The 21,238-nt window shown below is 69.4% G+C and carries 15 protein-coding genes; 11 read left to right on the forward strand and 4 right to left on the reverse strand.

Annotated features, from left to right (window positions below; all coding sequences use genetic code 11):
* Nucleotides 1-141 precede the first annotated feature (141 nt).
* On the reverse strand, nucleotides 142-2,547 hold the full coding sequence (locus tag HUA78_RS21185; RefSeq protein ID WP_174477088.1) for an endonuclease MutS2: 2,406 nt from the start codon (nucleotides 2,545-2,547) through the stop codon (nucleotides 142-144).
* 75 nt (nucleotides 2,548-2,622) lie between these two features.
* Between HUA78_RS21185 and HUA78_RS21190 the strand changes: the two genes are divergently transcribed.
* The 5 genes from HUA78_RS21190 (at nucleotide 2,623) to nadD (ending at nucleotide 7,223) form a co-directional block, all read left to right on the forward strand.
* Nucleotides 2,623-3,369, forward strand: coding sequence for a lipopolysaccharide assembly protein LapB (locus HUA78_RS21190; protein WP_141645665.1), 747 nt, complete (start codon nucleotides 2,623-2,625; stop codon nucleotides 3,367-3,369).
* Nucleotides 3,370-3,434: 65 nt separating this feature from the next.
* Nucleotides 3,435-4,739, forward strand: a complete 1,305-nt coding sequence (locus HUA78_RS21195; RefSeq protein ID WP_174477019.1) for an adenylate/guanylate cyclase domain-containing protein — start codon at nucleotides 3,435-3,437, stop codon at nucleotides 4,737-4,739.
* A 39-nt stretch (nucleotides 4,740-4,778) separates the two neighbouring features.
* Entirely contained in the window at nucleotides 4,779-5,960 is a 1,182-nt protein-coding gene (locus HUA78_RS21200; protein WP_174477020.1) for a DUF1343 domain-containing protein, read from the forward strand.
* A gap of 16 nt (nucleotides 5,961-5,976) precedes the next feature.
* On the forward strand, nucleotides 5,977-6,648 hold the full coding sequence (locus HUA78_RS21205; protein WP_174456694.1) for a hypothetical protein: 672 nt from the start codon (nucleotides 5,977-5,979) through the stop codon (nucleotides 6,646-6,648).
* A 14-nt stretch (nucleotides 6,649-6,662) separates the two neighbouring features.
* Nucleotides 6,663-7,223: a nicotinate (nicotinamide) nucleotide adenylyltransferase gene (gene nadD, locus HUA78_RS21210; RefSeq protein WP_141645669.1), complete on the forward strand. Its 561-nt coding sequence runs from the start codon at nucleotides 6,663-6,665 to the stop codon at nucleotides 7,221-7,223.
* Between the two features lie 6 nt (nucleotides 7,224-7,229).
* Here nadD and HUA78_RS21215 read toward each other — a convergent pair whose 3' ends face one another.
* Nucleotides 7,230-10,811, reverse strand: coding sequence for a hypothetical protein (locus HUA78_RS21215; RefSeq protein ID WP_174477021.1), 3,582 nt, complete (start codon nucleotides 10,809-10,811; stop codon nucleotides 7,230-7,232).
* Nucleotides 10,812-10,896: 85 nt separating this feature from the next.
* Between HUA78_RS21215 and HUA78_RS21220 the strand changes: the two genes are divergently transcribed.
* On the forward strand, nucleotides 10,897-12,213 hold the full coding sequence (locus HUA78_RS21220; protein WP_174477022.1) for a hypothetical protein: 1,317 nt from the start codon (nucleotides 10,897-10,899) through the stop codon (nucleotides 12,211-12,213).
* On the opposite strand, the gene HUA78_RS21225 is transcribed toward HUA78_RS21220, so the two are convergent.
* Complete coding sequence (locus HUA78_RS21225) at nucleotides 12,206-13,138, reverse strand: Rossmann-like and DUF2520 domain-containing protein (RefSeq protein ID WP_174477023.1); 933 nt, start codon at nucleotides 13,136-13,138, stop codon at nucleotides 12,206-12,208. The genes HUA78_RS21220 and HUA78_RS21225 overlap by 8 nt on opposite strands.
* Complete coding sequence (locus tag HUA78_RS21230) at nucleotides 13,135-15,705, reverse strand: AAA family ATPase (protein ID WP_174477024.1); 2,571 nt, start codon at nucleotides 15,703-15,705, stop codon at nucleotides 13,135-13,137. Before HUA78_RS21230 ends, HUA78_RS21225 begins: the two co-directional genes overlap by 4 nt.
* Nucleotides 15,706-15,937: 232 nt before the next feature.
* On the opposite strand from HUA78_RS21230, the gene HUA78_RS21235 reads away from it, so the two are divergent.
* From HUA78_RS21235 to HUA78_RS21255, 5 genes are read left to right on the forward strand one after another with little or no spacing between them, the layout of a single operon-like run.
* Nucleotides 15,938-16,651, forward strand: a complete 714-nt coding sequence (locus HUA78_RS21235) for a YIP1 family protein (RefSeq protein ID WP_141643769.1) — start codon at nucleotides 15,938-15,940, stop codon at nucleotides 16,649-16,651.
* Entirely contained in the window at nucleotides 16,648-17,988 is a 1,341-nt protein-coding gene (locus tag HUA78_RS21240; protein ID WP_174465343.1) for a TolC family protein, read from the forward strand. The genes HUA78_RS21235 and HUA78_RS21240 overlap by 4 nt, the downstream gene beginning before the upstream one ends.
* A complete protein-coding gene (locus HUA78_RS21245) occupies nucleotides 17,985-19,250 on the forward strand; it encodes an efflux RND transporter periplasmic adaptor subunit (RefSeq protein WP_141643767.1) in 1,266 nt (421 codons plus the stop codon). The genes HUA78_RS21240 and HUA78_RS21245 overlap by 4 nt, the downstream gene beginning before the upstream one ends.
* Nucleotides 19,247-19,999, forward strand: coding sequence for an ABC transporter ATP-binding protein (locus tag HUA78_RS21250; RefSeq protein ID WP_141643766.1), 753 nt, complete (start codon nucleotides 19,247-19,249; stop codon nucleotides 19,997-19,999). Before HUA78_RS21245 ends, HUA78_RS21250 begins: the two co-directional genes overlap by 4 nt.
* On the forward strand, nucleotides 19,996-21,234 hold the full coding sequence (locus tag HUA78_RS21255; RefSeq protein WP_141643765.1) for an ABC transporter permease: 1,239 nt from the start codon (nucleotides 19,996-19,998) through the stop codon (nucleotides 21,232-21,234). Before HUA78_RS21250 ends, HUA78_RS21255 begins: the two co-directional genes overlap by 4 nt.
* Nucleotides 21,235-21,238: the final 4 nt, after the last annotated feature.

Below are 21,238 nucleotides of genomic sequence, written 5' to 3' on the forward strand. Positions count from 1 at the left end.
CCCTCCGTGCGAAGCAGTGGGCCGGGGACGCTCGGCCTGGGGTGGGGCTGACGACCTGTGCCTTGGTGGAAAAGGGAAGGGCCCGGAGCGCCTGGGTCTCCCCAGTCCGTCCGGGCCCTCCGGGTGACCTGAATCCTTCGCTCAAGCGCGCAGGGCCACCACGGTGACGCCGTCACCACCCTCGTGGGCCTCACCCGGCCGGTACATCCGGATGTAGGGCGAGTTCGACAGGTAGTCCCGCAGCGCCTGCTTCAGCGCCCCCGTGCCGTGGCCGTGGACGATGAGCGCGGCTTCCTCTCCGCTGCGCATGCCCCGGTCCAGGAAGGACTCCACCTCCGCGAGCGCGTCGTCCGCGCGCATGCCGCGCACGTCGCAGCGGAAGTTCGTCGCCTCCACCTGCGCCGCCGCCGCCGAGGCCGCCCGCTTCAGCGAGGCCTCCTGCTTCTGCCGCTCCGGGAACTTCGCCTGCTGCGGCTTGCGCGTGCGAGAGCCCGACAGCTCCGACGTGGGCACCCGCATCTTCATCGCCCCACCCGCGGACACCACCGCATGGCCTTCCGCCAGCTCCAGGACCTCCACATCCCGGCTCAACCCCGAGTGGTGCACCCAGGCGCCCACCTTGAGGTTCACGGGCCCGGGAGCCTCCACCTGGAACAGCTCCGCCTTCGCCGCCAGGGCGCGCTTCTGGGCATCCTCCGCCCGCTGCTGGAGCTGCATCCGCGCTTCCGACAGCGCCTTCTCGTTCTGCTCGGAGCGCAGCTTCGCCAGCAGCTCTCGCACTTCCGAGGCCGCGTGCTCGCTGGCCGCGTGCACGTCCTCGTTGAACTGCATCATCTTCGCGCGGCGCTCCCGCTCGAAGGTCTGCTTCTGCTTCTCCAGCTCGGTGCGCAGCGCCTCGGCTTCCTTCGCCGCGACGCGCGCCCGCTCCAGCTCCTCGGACAGCTTGCGCCGCTCGTCCTCGGCCGCCGCCAGTGCCTGGGAGAGGGGACCGCCCGCGTTCAGCGTCAGAGAACGCGCGCGCTCGCATACCCGCTGGGGCAGGCCCACCCGGACCGCCATGTCGATGGCGGAGGACTGGCCCGCCGCGCCCATCTGGAGCCGATACGTTGGCGCCATCCGCTTCGAGTCGAAACCCACCCGTGCATTCAAGAAGCGCGGGTCCATGTGCGCCAGCGCCTTGAGCTCCTCCAGGTGCGTGGTGACGAGCGCCACGGCGCCCTTGGCCAGCATCTCCTCGAGCACCGCGATGGCGATGGCCGCGCCCTCGCGCGGGTCCGTATCCGCGGCGATTTCGTCGATCATCACCAGCGAGCCCTCGCCCGCCTCCGCGATGATGTCGCGCAGCATCACCACGTGCGCGCTGAACGTGGACAGGCCCTGCGTCAGGTCCTGTGAGTCGCCCACCGTGGAGTGCACGGAGCGATACAGGGGCATCCGCGAGCCTTCCGCCACCGGAATGGGCAGGCCCGCGCGCAGCATCAGCGCGCACAGCCCCACGCCGGTCAGCGTCACCGTCTTGCCGCCCGCGTTGGGGCCGGACACGACGAGCGCCTTCGCGCCACCATTGAGCGTCACGTCGTTGGCGATGACCTCCGTGCCCTTGAGCACCAGGCGCGGATGGCGCAGCAACTGCAACTGGAGGTCCGATACTCCGACGAACTCCGGCGTGCTCGCGTCCAGGTCCGCGGAGAGGATGGCCACCGCCTCCGCCTCGTCCAGCTCCGCGACCGCGTCCAGACCTTCCAGGATGCGGTCCGACTCCCGGCCGAGCTGCTGGCTCAGCTCCTGGAGCACCCGCCGCTCCTCTTCCAGCACCACCGACTGGGCAATGGCCAGGTCGTTGCCCAGGCCCACCATCGCCTGCGGCTCCATGAAGAGCGTCTGGCCCGTCTGGCTCGCGTTGTGGACGATGCCGTCCACCTCCGAGCGGTAGTTCGACACCACCGGCACCACGTACCGGCCGTTGCGCAGGGTGTAGTAGTTCTCGCGCAGCTTGGAGAGGAAGCCCTCGTCGTGGAGCATCTCATCCAGCCGCGTCTTGATGCGCCGGTGGAGGCCCCGGGCCCTGTCCCTGGCCTCGCGCAGCTCCGGGCTGGCTCGGTCGGAAATCTCACCGTCCGGCTCGAAGCACTGGTCGATGCGCCGGGCCAGTGACTCCAGCATGGGCAGCCGGCGCGCCAGCTCCATCAGCCGGGGCACCCGCTCCTTGCGTTCTTCTACCGCCTCACGGGTGCGGACGAAGGCGAACAGGAGCTGCGCCGAGTCGATGAGCTGACGGGGCTCCAGGATGCCGCCCTTGGCCGCATGGCCCACGGGGATTCGCAGGTCCACCACGCCGCCAAGCGGCAGGGAGAACTGTTCCCGGGACAGGGAGCGCGCCTCGCCCACCAGGGCCAGCGCCTCCGAGACCTGCTCGGCCGAGTCGAGGAACGGCCGGGCGAGCACTCGCTCCCTGCCTGGCTCCGTCCGACACCGCTGCGTCAGCGCGCGAAGTACTTCCGCGAATCCGAGGTCTTCCAGCGTCTTTTGGGATATCTGCACGGTCATGGGTTTCATGCGCAGCCGTCCGGCCGTCAAGAGGATCTATTGAGGAGCCCCGCTCGGCTCTGCTATCTGCCGCGCATGCACTGGGTCTTCCTGGTGGCTTGCCTGGCGGGCGCCTCTGACGCCGCGGAGCCATCCACCCTGACGGTGGCGCAGTCCCGACCCGTGGCCCCGGCTTCCCCACCCATGTCCTTGACGGACGCGCTCGCGCTGGAGTCGGGCGGGGATGACACCGGCGCACTCCAGGCCGTGGAGGCCCTGGTCCTCTCCAAACCCCAGTGGGAGCTGCCCCGCCTGGAGGCCGCGCGACTGTTGCTGAAGGTGGGCGGCTCGCTGGAGCAGGCCGAGGCCCACCTGGAAGTCGCCACGCGCATCGCTCCCACCAACCCCCGGGGTTGGTACCTGCGGGGGCTGCTCTGGGAGGAGCGGGGCAACTCCCTCCAGGCCACCCGGGCCTATGAGACGGCCGTGCAGCACCGGGCGTCGTACGAGGAGGCTCGCTTCCGGCTCGGGGGCCTGTGGGTCTCCCTGGGGGACCTGCTCAAGGCGGAGCTCCACTACCGCTACCTGGCCCGTTCGAAGCCGGAGTGGGTGCAGGTGCGCCTTCAATTGGCGGACGTGCTGGAGAAGCAGGAGCGGCTGCTGGATGCCGAGACGGAGCTGCTGGCGGCGCGGAGCGTCCAGCCGGACAGCCCGCTGGTGCTCCGCAAGCTGGCCGACTTCTACGAGCGGACGGAGCGGCCCCAGCTCGCGGCGAAGGTGCGCAAGTCCATGGAGCCGCAAGAGAAGAAGCGGATGCGAGCGCTCAAGCCGTCGCGTCGCTGACGAATGACGTCGCGGTGCGTCGCGGCGATTGCGCCCCGGATCGTGGCGCATAGACTGCGCGCGCTTTGAAGACCGCCAACCTCGCCATTGTCTTCACCGACATCAAGGGCTTCACCGAGCGGACCAGTCGGCAGTCGCTGGAGCAGAACCAGCGCCTGCTGCGGGTCCACGGTGCCCTGCTGTCGCCGCTCATCAAGGCGTTTGACGGCCGCATCATCAAGTCCATCGGTGATGCGCTCCTGCTGACGTTCGAGTCACCCACCCAGGCGGTGCTCAGTGGAGTCGCCATCCAAGACCGGCTGTGGCACCACAACCGGGGGGTGCCGGAGTCGGAGCAGCTCCATGTCCGCTTCGCCATCAACGTGGGCGAGGTGCGGCTGGACGGCAACGACGTCTTCGGGGAGCCGGTGAACATCGCCGCGCGCGTGGAGGGGCTGGCCGAGGCGGGCGAGGTGTACTTCACCGAGGCCGTCTACCTGGCAATGAACAAGGCGGAGATTCCCTCGCGGGAGGTGGGCGCCTTCGAGCTCAAGGGCATCCCTGGGAAGATTCGAGTCTTCCAGGTGCCGCGCGCGCCGTACCGCGTAGAGGCGCCCTCCGCGGGCGCCATCGCCGAGGCGCCGGGCACGGAGTCGATGCCGCCCTACGGAAACCTGGGCCTGTCGCGTGTGCCGGAGTCGTCGCTGGAGGGCGGCGCGGTGGATGTGGCGCTGCTGGGGCAGCGGGCGGCGGAGCTGGGACAGCGGGCCGCGGCGGGCGCGGTGGTGCTGGGGCGTCAGGCGTCACATGCCGGCAGGTCGCTCTTCGCGCGGATGCGGGACGGGATGCCTCCGGGCGGAGCGGGAGCGGTGCTGCGGGTGCTGGGCGCGCACCGTCGCGCGCTGCTGTTCGCCGGAGCGCTGGCGGTGGTGTTGGGGGTGGGCGTGGTGGCCTTCAGCGGCAGCCCGGCGACGCGGGCCATCTCCGAGGTGGAGCGCGCGCCCAAGAGCGAGCGTGAGGCGTTGGCGAAGGAAGCGCGGAAGATCATCGGCGAGGAGAAGGACCAGGGCCGTCGCCTCTACCTCCAGGGCCAACTGGACGAGGCGATGGAGAACCCCCGACGCTCGCTGGACGACTACGCGCGCGCCGTGAGGGTCGGCAATGGCGACGCCGAGAAACGCGTCACCCAGATGCTGTCGCATCCCATGTGCAGCGTTCGCGCGGCGGCGGCGGACGCGGTGCGCTCCCTCAAGCTGCAGAGCGCGCTGGGCGAACTGGAGGACCTGGCGGAGGATGGGGGTCCGGACGACGGCTCGGGCGGCTTCCTTGGCGTGGGGAAGTGCGACTCGAAGGTGGCCGCGCAGAACGCGCTCAAGAGCTTCAAGGACTGAGGACCGGCCCGCGAGGCCCGTTGCGAGGAAGGAAGCGCCGTGACGAAGGTGAAGACGGGACTGGACGTGTGGGTCGAGCAGGGCTTCTCCGCGCTGAAGGGCAAGCGCGTGGGGGCCATCGTCAACCCCACCAGTGTGGACTCGCGCTTCCGCCACCTGGCGGACCTGCTGGCCCAGGCGCCGGGCGTGACGCTGGGCGCGCTGTTCGGCCCGGAGCACGGCGTGCGCGGCGAGGCGCAGTACATGGTGGCCGTGGGCGAGGAGAAGGACCGCCGTACCGGCGTACCCGTCCACAGCCTCTATGGCTCCACGTTCGAGTCGCTGTCCCCGCGTGTCGAGTGGCTCAAGGGCCTGGACGCGCTCATCTTCGACATCCAGGACGTGGGCAGCCGCTACTACACCTACGTCTACACCATGGCGCTGGCCATGAAGGTGGCCGCGAAGGCGGGTGTGCCCTTCTATGTGCTGGACCGGCCCAATCCCCTCAATGGCCAGGCGATGGAAGGCAACCTGGTGGGGGAGGGGTTTCGTTCCTTCGTGGGCCTGTACGCGCTGCCCAACCGCCACGGGATGACGGCGGGGGAGCTGGCCCGGCTGTTCAATGCGCAGGAGGGCTTCGGTTGCGCGCTGACGGTGGTGCCCTGCGAGGGCTGGCGCCGCGAGCACTTCTGGTCAGACACGAACCTGCCGTTCATCTCCCCGTCGCCCAACATGCCCACGCCGGACACGGCGCTGGTGTATCCGGGCATGTGCCTGGGGGAGGGGACCAACGTGTCCGAGGGGCGCGGGACGTGCCGCCCCTTCGAGCAGTTCGGCGCGCCCTGGGTGGACACGGACGCGCTGCTGGCGCGGCTGGCGAAGGAGGACCTTCCGGGCGTGGCCTTCCGCGCCGTGGGCTTCACCCCGACGTTCGACAAGTACCGGGGCGAGTCCTGCAACGGGGCCTTCATCCACGTCACGGACCGGCGGACCTTCCAGTCGCTGCGCACCGGGGTCGCCATCTTCCAGGCACTGCACGACATTGGCCCGGGGAAGTTCGACTGGCGGGCGGACGCGTACGAGTTCGTCGAGGACGTGCCGGCGTTCGACCTGCTGTGCGGGACGGACCAGGTGCGCCGGGGAATCGAGGCCGGGTGGAGCCTGGAGCGGCTGATGGAGGGATTCTCCACCCAGACGGAGCGCTTCGCCGGACAAAGGGAGCCCTACCTGCTGTACGCTTGAGCGTGGGACTTTCCACGTGATTGGTGTCTTCTCCGACAGCCACGGCGACCTGCAAGCCTTCGACGCGGCCTATGAGCTGCTGCGCTCCCTGGGCGCGCGCCGTTTCCTCTTCACGGGCGCGCGCTACACGGACCTGGACGAGTGGCTGCTCTGGCGGCGGCAGAAGAGCCGGGGCGGCCGGGAGTACTCGGACTCGGACTTCCTGGCGGATGTGAGCCAGTGGCTCGGCAGCCAGGACTCGTTGCCTCGGACGCCCGCGCGCGGTGCGGCGCCCGCGGATGTGGCCTCCGAGGAGAACCGGCGACTGGTCATGGAGCGCTTCGTGCGCGTTCCGGAGCGCGAATCGCTTCAGTATCGAGACCCCACCATCAACAACAAGGCGATGGACCTGCTGGGCGATACGCTGTGCTGCGTGGTGCACGACAAGAACGACCTGACGCGCGAGGACCTGCTGAACGCGATGGTCTTCATCCACGGCAAGGACCCGGAGCCGAAAGTTGTTCAGATTGGCCCGCGCTACTTCCTGACGCCGGGACGCCTGGTGGGCGCCGCGGAGCAGACGTGCGCACTGCTGGAGAAGGCGGACCGCGACTTGCGCTTCTCCGCGTACCGGCTGGACGGGCACGTGGTGTTGGAGCCGCGAGTGCTGGCCCTGGACAAGAAGTCCCCGAAGCTGACCTTGAAGTGACGTGAGGCCCTGACGTGCAGGTCGCGCTCCTTGGAGGCTCGTTCAACCCGCCGCACGTGGGGCATCTGATGGCGGCCTCGTACGTGCACGCGACGCAGGGCGTGGACGAGGTGTGGTTGATGCCGTCCGCGCAACACCCGTTCGGCAAGCAGATGGAGGCGTTCGAGCACCGCGTCGCCATGTGTGACGCCATGTGCCGCGAGACGTCGGGCTGGCTGAAGACGACGCGCATCGAGAGCGAGCCTGGGTTGACGGGCCGCACGGTGGACACGCTCGCGTTGCTGGTGGAGCGCCACCCGAGCGTGCGCTGGTCCCTCATCATTGGCAGCGACATCCTGCGGGATTTGCCTCACTGGAAGGACTTCCACCGCATCCAGGAGATGTCGCGTGTCCTCGTGCTGTACCGCGCGGGCTACCCGGCGCCGGACACGGTGGGACCGCCCCTGGCCGAGGTGTCCTCCACCGTGATTCGCGAGCTGCTGGCGCGGGGCACGGAGCCCTCGGACCTGGTGCCGTCCGGGGTGCTGGCGCATGCCCGCGCCGCCGGGCTGTATGGACTGAGGCGCGGGAAGTAGCAGGGCCTAGAGGCCGATTCCCACCAGGTGCAGGTCTCCCAGCCCATCGTCGTAGCGACGGGCGAACTGGTAGAAGAGGGAGAATGGCACGGCCTGCCCCATGGTGAACTGGATGGACATGGCCGCGCCAAACGCGCCGTGGTTGTCCCGGTTGTCCGTCCGCGCCAGCGTCGCGAAGACGTCCATCTCGAAGTTGCGCACGAAGAGCGACGGCAGCAGCCACAGCGTGGACGCCCAACCGTGGTCGACGATGATGCGATACCGGTACGTCGCGCCGCCAATCAGCGCGTTCCTGGCGCGAATCGTGATGTCCTCGTAGCCGCGCACGTACTCGCTGAACGCGATGCCCGGCTGGAGCTGGAGGGGGAGGCGACTTGTCTCCGTCGAGCGCCGGCTGCTGTACCAGGTCTGGCCAGCGCTGAAGCCACCGACTTCGAGCAGCCCTTCGGGTGCACCCGGCAGGTAGCGCCCCACGGCGCTGAGCTGGAGGTTGTCCTTCCCGCCGAAGAATCCGCCGAAGAAGCCGTCCAGGCCCAGGCGGACGTCGCCCACCGTCGAGTCCAGCGCGAACGCTCCGGGATAGACGGCGCCGCTCACGGAGATTCCGAGTCCACGCTGGAGACCACCGTAGGACGTGGCGTCGCCCGCGAAGTACGACATGGAGACCTCGGGTCCAATCAGCCGCGTGACGAGCCGAGGGAACTGGCCGACGGCGTCGTACTCACGATGCAGCGCCAGCACGCCAATCGTCACTGGTGTCGTCCAGAACGTGCGGGACGCGTACGCCAGGGCCTGGAGGTCGGTGCGCTCGTTCTCGCGCACGCGCGCGACGGAGGCCTGCAAGTACCAGGGGGCGAGCTGCGCGTTGCCGTATGCGAGCGACACGTTGGGCTCTTGGTCCTGCGTGCTGTACGAGAAGTTCAGCGCGTACGCGTGGAAGCCGAGCCGGTCCTGGCCCGCGAGCGACAACCCACCGCTGAACAACAAGTCGTCCGAGTCGTCGCTCTCCCTCGCGACCCACAGGTAGGGGAGGCGGAACTCGGGGATGAGGAAGCCCTCCAGCGTCGAGTAGGGCTCATCGGTGAGGACCGTCACGGGCTTGCCTGGGTCGGGTGGCGGCGCGCCGACAGGCGCTTCGAGACTGCCCGTTGTGGATGCGATGGGCTCCACCGGAAGGGCTCCCGCGAGCGGCGGAGCCACTGGAGCGGGTTCCACTGGCGTGTCCGTGGAACCTGGAGGGAAGGGCGTGAAACCTCCGGGGGGCGGCTCGGACGTCGCGGGTCCCTGCGCCTGGGCGGGTGAAGAGGTCCCCTCGTCCCGGGTGCTTGTGAGCGTGTCGGGCGATGCTCCCGCATCCGGCTCACCCAAGGCACTGGTGCCAGGGCGAGCCGCGAGCGTTCCTGCATCTGGCGCGCTGGAGGGGGTCGTGCTGGGAATGGCCGTGAGCGTGTCGCGCGATGCTCCCGCATCGGGGCTCTCGGAAGAGGTCGCTCCAGGAAAGGCCGCGAGTGCTTCGGGCGACATCCCCGCGTTCTGTCCACCGGGAGGCGCCGTGCTGGGGAAGGTCGAAAGCTCCTCGGGCGCGGGCGGCGGAGGCGTCTGCTCCGCGGGAGTCGTGACGGCGGGCGCCGCGGTGAGAGGCGGCGGGCTCATCGGCGACGTGTCCGCCAGGGATGGCGGAGGTGTCCCGGTGCCGGAGCCAGCGGGCGCGTTCGCGGGAGGCACTCCCGGCTCGGCGCGAAGCGAAGGCGCTTCATCGGGAGACGACGTGGGCGACTGCATGCCGGACGGCAACACCGCCGCGTTCACCCGCTCCGCCATCGCGGACACGGCGGCACGGTCGATGGTGAACGAGGCCCCATCCCTGTTCAGGAAGGCCACTTCACCGGTGCCCATGGGACTCACGTCCATCACCAGGAACGGTGCATCGGTGATTCGCGCCAGCTCCCGCGTGGAGACCGTCATCACATGCGCCTGGAGTCGTCCGGTGTCCTCGCGCAGGAACACGATGCGGTCCGCGTCCAGCCAGCGCGGCGAGTAGTTGAACAGGCCATCCCGCGTCAGCCAACGCAGGCTCCCATCCGCCTCACGCACGACCAGATCCCACCCCTGGTTCCCTTTCAGTGGGAACACCATCCGCGTCCCATCCGGGGACACAGCGGGCGGGCCCAGCGGAGCGCTCGCGTCGAAGTGGGTGAGCTGTTCTTGCTTGCCCGACTCCAGCTCCAACCGCCTCAGGTTCGCCGTGTCTCCTTCGACGCGGACATAGACATACGCCGCGCCATCTGGCGTGACGCTCCCGCCCATTCCCTTCACGTCATCCCAGACGCGCACCACCTCACCCGTGCGAGCGTCCACGCGCCACAGCTTCGCGTCGTATGCGCCCATCGCGTTCAGGTCCGCCATCACCAGGTAGAGCCACGCACCGTCCGCGCTGAAGGACATGCCGCTGACCAGCGTCGACGACCCCAGCACCCAGCGGCGGAAGGGCAGCAACTCCACCAACGGCCGCTCGAACCGCACATGTCCATCCGGCTCACGCACCGTCAATCGCGAGTACTGTTCCCGCCCCACGCTCACCAGGGCCGTCACGCCGGTAGACGGATGCGAGGCGAGGCGCGAGAAGTACCCCGCTTCGGGAATCCAGACGCGCTGCGACTGCGGCCGCTCCCGCACGATGAGCTGCTCACGCAGGTCCTTGGTGTACTCGGCGAACAGCGAGCCGATGTCTTTTCCATAGACACCCTTGAATCGAAGCGTCACGGCGATGGGCGGAATGACGGTGGTGCCCTGGTTGTCCACCAGCTTCCACAGCTTCGCCTCGCCGTACTTCGTGGCCAGGTACTCCACGAAGTGCATGCCCGTGAGGTAGTTGCCGCCGAAAGGGTCCAACGCCCGGTTCTCGGGTGACAGGAACCCCGGGTCCATCCGCCCATCCCGGGCCTGCACCACCGAGTCGAACCAGCCCCGCCACACCGGACTGTGCGGACGCCCCGTGTCCTTGCCGAAGCGGCCCTCGTAGTACGTGGCCAGGCCTTCCAGGAACCACGACTCGGTGAAGGTGTTGGGTTGGAACAGGCCGCCCGTGAAGTCGTTGAGGAAGCCCCAGAGCCCGTTCGTCTGCTGGAGCTGCACGTAGTGCACGGCCTCGTGGCAGGCCACGTCGCCGATATCCACCTCGCCCAACCCGAAGAGGTGGAACAGCTCCAGCGTCACGTTCGCGGGCACCACCATCTGCTGCGGGATGCTCGCGTAGTCCGGCACCACGTACGCGTTGTTGAAGTCCGCGCTCGTCATGTAGACGAGGACTCGCGCTCGCGGCTCCTTGCGCCAGGTCTGCGCGCGCAACTGCTCCACGCAGCCCTCCAGCCGCGCCGCCATCCGCAGCGCGGGGCCTCGCAACTGCTCCGGGTAGTAGAGCTCCAGTGACGCGGTCGTCAGCTTGCGCATCGGGTCGCGCGCGAACGACGTCTGGATGTCTTGGGGAAAACGAGGTGTGACGAAAGCACACCCCCAGGATGTCAGCAGGAGACAGACGGCTACGGCATGCCAGCGCAGGCGCCAGCGGGAAGCAGGCATGCGGGCCATCCTACTGGCCACAAATCGTAGCCACGAACGCGTTTTTCACGGTAAGGGGAGGCCCACCGCTTCCCTTTCGATTTCGGATTCCTTCATGTCCCAACCGGAACCCCAGGCGCATCCTGTCCCCCAGCATGTCCACCAGGCGCAGCTCCAGGTCGCCGCGGCCCTCGAACAGGCCGAGGGCAAGCCGCTTGACCTGGTCAAGACTCCCTGGGCGGACGTGGAGAAGGCCGTCGCGAAGGTGCTGGGTGGCCCCTTCCAGGTGAACAAGCCCGAGCACCAGACGGTAGCCCTGGGTCTGGCGGGCGCGTTCGCCATGCGCCTCATCGTGGAGCACAACGCGTTCTGGTTCCCCAACCGCGACTCTCCGGAAGGCGCCACGCTGGGCTTTCCCGAGGCCATCATCATGCTGTCGCCCTTTGGCGCGGCGATGGACGCACTGGGTCAAAGCAAGCTGAGCCGGCTGGATGACCTGGCGGCGGACATCCGCCGCTCGCTGGGGCAGGCCCGCTTCGGCACCAACCCGGCCCAGGCCCTGGGCGGTCAGGCGCCGAAGCTGACGCCGGTGGACTACCAGCGCCTGTTCGATCCGGGCTTCCTCCAGTTCGTCGTCGTGGACCCGAAGAAGGCGACGACGACGCTGGAGACCAAGCCGGACGTGCTCGCCCGCGACGTGCGCAACGCGCTGGGTCGTGCGCAGGACCTTCCGGCGGAGGCTCGCCAGCAGTTCGAGGGGCAGATCGTCCAGTCCCTCCAGCGGTTGGATCCGACGAAGACGCTCATCGAGCAGGCCGAGCGCGCCCCGCGTCTGGCCGAGCTGATGGTCCACCTGTTCGCCACGGTGAATGGCACGGGCTCCGCGCCCGAGGACTTCTGGCACGACATCGTCCTGCCGCTGCTCTTCATCGGCGCGCCGACCTCCTTCCCGCCGCTGGATGACGAGGAGGTGGAGCTGTACCGCCAGGGCGCGGATGCGCTGCCCCTGTTCGTGGACGTGGTGCCGCACGCGCACCCCGCTCCGGACGAGGGTCTGCTGGGCGCGTTCGAGATGAGCGACATCGGGCTGCTGCACCCGGGCTTCGCTCGGGTGGGCGCGCTGCGACTCATCCGCATCGACCCCGCGCGCATCAAGCCGCTGCTGACCAGCTTCGACGCGGCCAAGCTCGGCGGCACCATCAAGGCGTTCGGCGAGGCCGTGGCGAAGGCCGCTGGCAAGCCGGTCAACGACACGCCGCAGGGCAAGGAGATGCTCCAGGCCTCGCTCACGCTGCTGTCGGACCTGCAGCGCGGTGTGGCGTCGGGTCAGGGCGAGCTGTGCCTGCGCCGGCTCACCGAGGCGGAGGCCGCTTCCGAGCGGGCGCTCGGCTCCGTGCGCAAGGGCCTTCAGGGCTCGCTGATCATCACCTGAGCCGCTTCTCCAGCGCGGCGCGCGACTCGGGGCGGAGACGCTCCGAGGCCAGCTTCAAGGCGCGCCGCGACAGCAGTCGGTAGATGGGGGTGACGTCGTCGGGGAGCGCCGCGAGATGCGCGGCCACCACGCCCGCGTCACCCCGGACGATGGGTCCGGTGAGGCCTCCCGCGAGGCCCCGGGCTTCCACGCCGCGCAGGGCGGAGCGCATCAGGGGCAGCAGCGCCGGCAGGGCGTCCTTCGGTGGAATGCCCGCGGCACCGAGCGCCGCGACCGCCGCGTCCGCCAGGGCCACCATGAGGCCCGCGCTCAGCACCGCACCCGCGTGGTAGGCGGCGCGGTGTCCCTCTGGCACTTCCATGGCGTTCAGTCCCACGTCGACGGCCATGCGACGGAGCACGTCTCTCAGCGCGCGCGAGCGGGTGCTGATGGAGGCGGTATGTCCCGCGAGGGAGTCGCGCGCGGAGGACACCGCGCAGAGTGGGTGGAACGAGCCCAGCGCGCGACCTCGTGGTGGGCCCAGCGCGTCCAGGGAGAGCGCGCCCGCGGTGTGCACGAGGGCGACGGAGCGGGGCAGGGTGGTGGCGAATGTCTCCGCGACGTGGGGCACCTCCGCGTCCGGGACGCAGAGCAGGACGAGGCGCGCGCGCCTCAAGTCCTCGGGAGTCGCGGGCTTCAGGCCGAGGGCTTCGGCGCGAAGGCGTCCCTCATCGCTCCGCGAGTGCATTCGCACGGGCCATCCCGAGGCGCTCAGCGCGAGGCCCAGCGCACCGCCCAGCCTCCCCGTGCCGACGATGACGAGGGGCGGGCGCGTTTCGCGAGGTGATGCGCGGACGGCACGTTTCCGAGAGGAACTCGTGCCTGTCCCGGGAGCGGGTTTCCCCGTCTCCTTGCCACCGCGCGTCCGTGAGACGCGGGGGCTCATCGCACCCGCTGGAACGCGAGCTGACCGGCGAGCAGCGCGACGCGCACCTTGTCGCCCGCGCCGAATTCACCCGAGAGGATGCGCTCGGCGAGCGGTCCTTCCACGAGCCGCTGCACCATCTGCCGCATGGGTCGCGCCCCGAGCTGCGGGTCGAAGCCGCCCGACTTCAACAGGTGGCCCACCACGTCCTGGCCCGCGACGTATTCGATGCCGCGCTCGGTGGACAGCCGCTTGCTGCTCTCCTCCAGCAACAGCGTGGCGATTCGCGCGACCTCTTCCTCCTCCAGCGGACGGAAGGGAAGTCGCTCGTCGATGCGATTCCACAGCTCCGGGGGCAGCGCCTTGCGCGCCGCGGACGCCGCCAGCTCCAGCGCGTTCGTCGTCGCCGAGCCCTCCGAGCCAAAGCCCAGCGGACGACCCGTGCGAGAGAAGGCCTCCGCGCCCAGGTTGGTCGTCATCACGATGACGGTGTTGGAGAAGTCGATGTGCCGACCCTTGCCGTCCGTCAGCCGTCCCTCTTCCAGCACCTGGAGCAACAGCATCTGCACTTCGCGGTGCGCCTTCTCGATTTCGTCCAGCACCACGATGGACGAAGGGCGCCGACGCACCGGCTCGGTGAGTTGGCCACCTTCGCCGAAGCCCACGTAGCCCGCGGGAGAGCCGATGAGGCGCGAAACCCCATGCGCCTCCGACATCTCGCTCATGTCCAGCCGCACCAGCGCGTCGCGATTGCCGAACAGCACCTCCGCCAGCCCGCGCGCCATCTCCGTCTTGCCCACGCCCGTGGGGCCCAGGAAGAGGAAGCTGCCCATGGGCCGCCGCGAAGCGAAGCCCGCGTAGTTGCGGCGGATGACCCGCGCGATGCGCGCAATCGCCTCTTCATGCCCGATGACCCGCTCGCTCAGGTCCTGCTCCAGCCGCAGCAGGCGCGACGAGTCGTTCATCAACAGCCGCTCCTCCGGCACGCCCGCGAGCTTCGCCACCACCCGCGCCACGTCCGAGACCTCCACCACGTCCCGCCCCTCGCGGTGGCACCGGCTGCCCGCCAGGTCCACCACGGAGATGGCTTTGTCCGGCATGAACCGGTCCGTCACGTACCGACTGGCCAGCGACGCGGCGGCCTCCAGGGCCTCCGGCCGGTAGCGCAGCGCGTGGTGCTCCTCGTAGCGACCGATGATGCCGCGCAGGATCTCCACCGTGTCCGGCACCGACGGCTCGTGCACCACGACGGGCGTGAAGCGCCGCTCCAGCGCCGGGTCCGCGCTGATGAACTTGCGGTACTCGTCGTGCGTCGTGGCGCCGATGCAGGGGAACTCGCCCCGCGCCATGGCCGTCTTCAGCTCGTTGGCCGCGTCCTGCGGGCCGTCGCCCGTGGAGCCCGCGCCCACCAGCGTGTGAATCTCGTCGATGAAGACCATCACGCGGCCTTCCGCGCGGCGGACCTCTTCCTTCAGCGTGTTGAGCTTCTCGGAAAAGGAGCCCCGCAACTGCGTGCCCGCGACCAGCGAGGCCATGTCCAGTTCGACGACCACCTTCTCCGCCAGGCTCCCGCGCAAGCTCAACAGCCGCTGCGCCACGCCCTCCACCACCGCCGTCTTCCCCACGCCGGCTTCACCCAGCAAGCACGGGTTGTTGGTGCGGCGCTTGCCCAGGACGTCGATGACCTCTTCGATTTCCCGCGCGCGGCCCACCACTGGATCCAACCGACCCTCGCGGGCCAGTTGGCTCAGGTTGCGGCCCAGCGACGTCAACATCGGAAACGCCTTGGGGTCCAACGCCAGAGACGTGCCTCGGGCCGCCGGAGCAGCGGGCGCGGGCGTCGGCGCGGGGCGTGACACCGGCGTGGCGGCGAGGGGCGTCGAAGCTGGCGGCGGCACCGCACGGGCCACCGGGGCGGGCGCGGCGGGAGGGGGAGCGGCCTTGGGCGGGGGCGCTGCCTGGGCCTCGTCGTCGTCCACGTCGATGAGGTCCCTCGGAGAGAGGGCGGGAGTGGTGACGCGTGGCGGCGGGGTCGGCAGCGGGGGAGGTGCCGGGGGCGCGCTCGGAAGCGAGCGCGGCAGGCTCACCGCCACGGCGGAGGCGGGCAGGGGAGACGGGGGCGCACCGAGCGGCCGGCTGGGGGCGGGGCGCGCGCCCAGGACGTGCGTGCGACCGGGCTGGAGCTTGCGAGGCATCCGCCCACTCACGAAGTAGGACACCGCCGTGGTCCGCAGGGTCGCCAGATCCAACCCCGTCTGCACCAGCAGCTCTTGCGCGACGCAGCGCACCCGGGTCACCGCGATGAGCAGGTGCAGGCAGTCGGCTTCCTGCGAGCCGCAGCTCGTGGCGATTTCCCGGGCTTTCTCGCGCAGCTCGCGAACCTGTCCGTCCGTCTCCGCCGGGGCCGCGGTGAGCAGGTGGAGGAGGGCATCCTCGTCCACGCCCCGCTCCTTCAGCAGGAGCTGCGCCCGGTTCTCCACCGTGAAGAGCGCCAACAGCACGTGGGCCGAAGTAATCTTCTGGGCCACGCTCCGGGCGATGTCATTCGCTTCTTGGAGGACCTGGGCCAGATCCGTGCTTTCGACCATTCGAGCTCCGGCAAGCGTGCAGCCGAGCGGAATACACCCTCTCGATCCCGACGGCAAAATTTCCGCAACAGGTTGCTACAGGTCTGCGGAATCCTTGAGGTAGAAAGCCGCGCAACCTTCCATGAGGATGGAATTCGGTTGGCCGGCTGCCCGTTCACCGCCGCGATTTTTCGACTGGCCGAGCAATTGCCTGAGGGGGAGCGCCGTACATCCCTCCGAGACCACTCACTCTATGACCTCACTCGTCCAACCCGTGCGCGTCTTCATCGACCCTGTCGAGGGAACGCCCGCCGCCGTCGAAGCCCGCCGTTGGGTCTGGCCCCTGCTCATCCTCGCGCTTTGTGTGTCCGCCTCCGGGACGCTGTTTTCCCTTCGCTGGGACGCGACCCCGGATGTCATCCGTGAACTCCAGGCGTCCGGGGAGATGGCGACCATCTCCGAGGCCGACCTGACCGACAAGATCCAGACGACGACCCGCAAGGCGCTCGTCGGAGGCATCGCCAAGGGCGTCTTCGTGATGCCGATGGTGGCGCTGCTGCTGGCCGCCATCCTCTGGGTGGTGTCCTGGCTGTTTGATCGCCCTGCCCACTTCGAGCAGCTGATGTCCGTGGCGGCGCTGGCGCTGTTGCCCATCGCGCTGTACCACGCGGTCCTCACGCTCTGCATCGCCGCGCAGCACACGCTCAGCGTCGCTCGCGTCGCGCAGCTGGTGCCGTCGCACCTGGGCGCGTTCCTGGGGACCCTCAGCCCGAAGATGGCGCGCGTGGCGTCCACCGTGGACTTCTTCAACCTCTGGAGCACGGGCCTGTTGGGCCTGGGCTTCGCCGCCGCCACCGGTATGCCCCGCGGCCGCGCGCTGATCCTGGCACTGGTGCTCTACGTGATGTTCGCGGGGGTGTTGATGGTGGGCCTTCCCGGAGCGGAGATGGCGGGAGGTGGCCGATGAACGCGCTCCTCGTCGCCGTGCTGCTCTCCGCCGCTCCCGCGCCCACGCGCCTCACCCTGGACGAGGTCCGCACCCAGGGCCGCCAGAGCACCACCGCGCTCCAGGCGCTGCTCGACCTGGACATCGCCAGTGAAGACGTGCGCGTGACGCGCTCGGCGCTCCTGCCGCAGCTCTCCGTCAACGCGTCGGTCGGCAAGAACTGGTTCGGTCGCCGCAAGTCCTTCAACCTGGTGCCGGACCCGAACAACCCGGGCGAGTTCGTGCAGATCCCCGTCGAGTCGAAGCCGACCAGCACGGGCGACTACGACCTGGGCTTCATCCTCAATCAGGTCATCTACGACAGGGCGCGCTGGAAGCAGCTGGAGCAGAGCGGCGTGCTGCGCGATGCGCAGACGAGCCAGGCGCAGGAAGAGGCGGACACCTCCGAGCTGGAGGCCATCCGGCGGTTCTTCACGCTCTTCCGCTCCCAGGCCACCCGCCAGGTGCTGGAGGCCACCGTCAAGCGCAGCGAGGAGCAGCTGGACCGCGCGCGCTCCCTGTTCCAGGCCGGACGCGTGGGCAAGGTCGAGGAGATCTCCGCGCTGGTGAACCTGGGCAATGACCGCATCACCTTCGTCCAGTCCCTCACCACGTTGGTGACGGACCAGACGCAGCTGGCCGTGTGGTTGACCCGTCCCGGCACCGAGCCCCTGGAGGCGGTGGATCCGGGCGTGCTCACCTCGGAGCCCGCGCCCGCGCCCACCATCGAGCAGGCCATCGACTCCGCCCGCGAGCGGCGCCCGCTGCTCAAGGCGCTCCAGCTTCAGGTGCGCTCGGCGGAGCTGCAGCGCTCCATCGCCCGGGCGGACTACCTGCCCGTGCTGTCGGCCCGTGGCCTCTACACCCGCCAGGGCCCGGACGCGGAGCAGGTCTTCACCGAGCCTCGCCTGCAGAACAACTTCCTGGGCAGCATCAACCTCGAGTGGAACGTCTTCAACGGGTTCATCACCCCCGCCCAGACGCGGCGCGCCGAGGCCGGCATCCGCAAGGCGCAGCTCACGCTGGCGCAGTCGGCCCGGGAGATCGAGGGCCAGGTGCGCGCCGCCCACCAGTCGCTGGAGGCGCAGATGGTCGCCGCCCGGCTGTCCGCCGAGAACAAGGAGGCCGCCTTCCAGGGTCTCCGGCTGGCGGAGGAGCGCTTCAAGGCCGGTGCGGGCTCCACGCTGGAAGTCCGCGACGCGCAGCTGAACCTCACGCAAGCGGAGCTGAGCTTGTTGGAAAACAGGATTGATGTCGAAATCGCCCGCTTCAGTTTGTTGCGGGCCATGGGCGCCCTGAGCCCGGGAGAGACGAAATGAAGTGGTGGAAGGGTGCGATTGCCGGTGCGCTGTTCCTGGGTGCCGCTGCCATCACGGCTGGAGGACTGAAGGAGCGTCCGCCGCCGTCCCAGGAAGTGCAGATCGCCAAGGCTCGCAAGGGCACCATCACCCGCACCATCACCGGTGCGGGAAAGGTGCAGGCTGCGACCACGGTGAAGATCTCCTCCAGCCTCTCCGGAGACCTGGTGGAGCTGCTCGTCAAGGATGGCGAGCCGGTGAAGAAGGGCCAGGTGCTCGGGCGCATCGACAAGCGCATCTACGAGGCCGCGATGAAGCAGGCGATGGCGTCGCAGAACGCCGCGCGCGCCGACTCCCAGGTGGCGGAGGTGGAGGTCAGCCGCACCACGTCGGAGCTGGGACGGGTGGAGGGCCTGGTGACCAAGGGCCTGGCGTCCGGCGCGGAGCTGGATATCGCGAAGGCGAGCAAGAACACGGCGGAGGCGCGGCTCGCGTCCGCCCGCCAGCAGCTGGCGCGCAACATCGCCATCGTCGAGCAGGCGCAGGCGGACCTGTCGAGGACGACGCTGTCGTCGCCCATCGACGGCAACGTCATCGAGCTGTCGCGCGAGGTGGGTGAGCGCGTGCGTGGCTCGGAGCTGGCCGAGGACGTGGTGATGACCATCGCCGCGCTGAGCGCCATGGAGGTGAAGTTCGAGGTGGGTGAGCACGAGGTGGTGCACCTGAAGCCGGGCCAGCCCGCGGACGTGACGCTGGACGCGCTGGAGGGGCAGACGTTCCAGGGCTCGGTGGTGGAGATCGCCCAGAAGGCGCTCATCAAGAACCCGGGCACGGAGGCGGAGGTGACGAGCTTCCCTGTCACGGTGGCGCTGGACATGCGGCCGCCGGGCGTGCTGCCGGGCATGAGCGCGGAGGCTCGTATCTCCGCGGAGACGCACGATGACGTCATCCTGGTGCCCATCCAGGCGGTGACGGTGCGCGCGGAGCGCTCGCTGCCGGACTTCAAGGAGTCAGTGGAGGGCGGCGCGCTGAAGGCCAAGCGCACCGAGACGCTCGCCAAGGTGGTGTTCGTGGTGGACGCGGCGAACAAGGCGCAGGTGCGGCGGGTGCAGACGGGCATCGCCTCCGACACGGAGCTGGAGATCCTCTCCGGGCTGAGCGATGGGGACCGCGTGGTGGAAGGGCCCTACCGCACGCTGTCGAAGGAGCTGAACCACGGGGACAATGTCCAGGCGCCCGAACCGGGCGAGGGTCCTGGCGCGAAGGGCGGTCAGAAGTCGTGAGTGACGGCAGCGGCGCCGGCACAGGCCGGCTCATCCAGGTGGACGACATCACCCGCGTCTTCCATGTCGGTGGCGAGGAGGTGCGCGCGCTGCGAGGCGTCACCTTCGGCATCAGCCGAGGGGAGTGGGTGGCCATCATCGGCCAGTCCGGTTCTGGCAAGAGCACGATGATGAACGTGCTGGGCTGCCTGGATACGCCCACCAGCGGCCGCTACATGCTCAACGGCAAGGACGTGTCGCGCATGAGCGACGACGAACTCGCCGTCATCCGCAACGTGGAGATCGGCTTCATCTTCCAGACGTTCCAGCTGCTGCCGAAGGAGACGGCGCTGGCGAACGTGGAGCTGCCCCTGGTGTACCGGGGCATGGCGGCCAAGGAGCGGCGGGAGCGGGCGAAGGCGGCGCTGGACAAGGTTCAGCTCACGCACCGCATGCACCACCGGCCCAACGAGCTGTCGGGTGGTCAGCGTCAGCGCGTGGCCATTGCCCGCGCGCTGGTGTCGGAGCCCTCCATGCTCCTGGCGGACGAGCCCACGGGCAACCTGGACTCGGCCACGGGCGAGGAGATCGTCCGGCTGTTCGAGCAGCTCCACCAGGCGGGCCACACGCTGGTGCTCGTCACGCACGAGCCCAAGCTGGCGGCGCGCTGCCCCCGGGCCATCCGCCTGAGCGACGGAGAGATTGTCGCCGACGGTCCCGGGCGTGAAGTGGCCATGGGCGTCGCCGGCCCGATGGTGGCAGGCGTATGAAGAACGCGACGAGCCTGCGGGTGGACGTCCTGGAGGGGGCGCGCATCGCCGTGTTCTCCCTGCGCGCCAACCGCCTGCGCACGGTGCTGACGACGCTGGGCATCGGCATCGGCGTGGCCACGCTGCTGGCCATCGTCGGCATCATCCAGGGGCTCAACACGTCCTTCCACCGACAGCTCGCGAGCTTCGGCGCCAACACGCTCTACGTCTCCAAGTTCCCGTGGATGATCAAGGGCGATTGGTGGAAGTACCGCAATCGCAAGAACTTCACCCTGGAGCAGCTGCCCCGGCTGCGCGCCATGGCGCCGTTCATCACCGCGATGTCCCCGTCCGTCTCGCGGCTGTCGGACGTGTCGTACGGCGGCGAGCAGATGTCGTCGGTGCGCATCCAGGGCGTCAACCACGAGTACCTGGGCATCGCGGGCTTCGACATCACCGGGGGCCGCTTCATCACGGAGTCGGATGAAGAGGTGACGCGTCCGGTGGCGGTGCTGGGCGCGGACGTGGCGGAGCGGCTGTTCCCCGGCATCAGCCCGGTGGGACGGAGCATCCGCGTGGACAACCGCTCCTTCCAGGTGGTGGGAACGCTCAGTCGGAAGGGGAAGGTGGTCAACGAGAGCATGGACCTGCTCGTGCTCATCCCCTTCAAGACGTTCTACAGCAACTTCGGCAAGGGCCGGCCGTTCGAGATCGCCATGGCGGTGGCGGACGCGTCCCAGGTGCGCATGGCGGAGGACCAGCTCATCGGCATCCTGCGGCGCCTGCGCGGCACGGAGCCGGGTCAGCCCGACGACTTCAACATCAACAAGCCGGAGGCGATGGCGCAGACCTACGCGCAGCTGACCGGCGCGCTGTACGGCGTGGCGGTGGGCGTGGGGCTCATCACCTTGTTGGTGGGCGGCATCGGCATCATGAACATCATGCTGGTGTCGGTGCGCGAGCGGACGCGGGAGATTGGCGTGCGGCGCGCGCTGGGAGCGCGCAAGCGCACCATCGTCGTCCAGTTCCTCATGGAGGCGGCCAGCGTGTCCGCGGTGGGAGGCCTGCTGGGAACGACGGTGGGATTGGGCACCGCCAAGGTGGTGTCGCTGATAACGCCGCTGGCGGCGGACGTGCAGACGTCCACGGTGCTGGGTGGGGTGTTCTTCGCCGCGCTGGTGGGCCTGCTGTTCGGCATCTGGCCGGCGGCGCGCGCGGCGAACCTGGACCCCGTGGAAGCCCTTCGGTACGAGTGAGTCG

This window comes from Myxococcus sp. CA033 (genome assembly GCF_013336625.1).
In the GTDB taxonomy this organism is placed as follows: Bacteria; Myxococcota; Myxococcia; order Myxococcales; family Myxococcaceae; genus Myxococcus; species Myxococcus llanfairpwllgwyngyllgogerychwyrndrobwllllantysiliogogogochensis.

Excerpts from the sequence above, each read along its gene's own strand:
- HUA78_RS21230 (WP_174477024.1), bottom strand. The coding sequence starts at position 15,705 with ATGGTCGAAAGCACGGATCTGGCCCAGGTCCTCCAAGAAGCGAATGAC.
- HUA78_RS21190 (WP_141645665.1), top strand. The coding sequence starts at position 2,623 with ATGCACTGGGTCTTCCTGGTGGCTTGCCTGGCGGGCGCCTCTGACGCC.
- HUA78_RS21215 (WP_174477021.1), bottom strand. The coding sequence starts at position 10,811 with ATGGCCCGCATGCCTGCTTCCCGCTGGCGCCTGCGCTGGCATGCCGTA.
- HUA78_RS21245 (WP_141643767.1), top strand. The coding sequence starts at position 17,985 with ATGAAGTGGTGGAAGGGTGCGATTGCCGGTGCGCTGTTCCTGGGTGCC.
- HUA78_RS21220 (WP_174477022.1), top strand. The coding sequence starts at position 10,897 with ATGTCCCAACCGGAACCCCAGGCGCATCCTGTCCCCCAGCATGTCCAC.
- HUA78_RS21255 (WP_141643765.1), top strand. The coding sequence starts at position 19,996 with ATGAAGAACGCGACGAGCCTGCGGGTGGACGTCCTGGAGGGGGCGCGC.
- HUA78_RS21185 (WP_174477088.1), bottom strand. The coding sequence starts at position 2,547 with ATGACCGTGCAGATATCCCAAAAGACGCTGGAAGACCTCGGATTCGCG.
- HUA78_RS21235 (WP_141643769.1), top strand. The coding sequence starts at position 15,938 with ATGACCTCACTCGTCCAACCCGTGCGCGTCTTCATCGACCCTGTCGAG.
- HUA78_RS21225 (WP_174477023.1), bottom strand. The coding sequence starts at position 13,138 with ATGAGCCCCCGCGTCTCACGGACGCGCGGTGGCAAGGAGACGGGGAAA.
- HUA78_RS21240 (WP_174465343.1), top strand. The coding sequence starts at position 16,648 with ATGAACGCGCTCCTCGTCGCCGTGCTGCTCTCCGCCGCTCCCGCGCCC.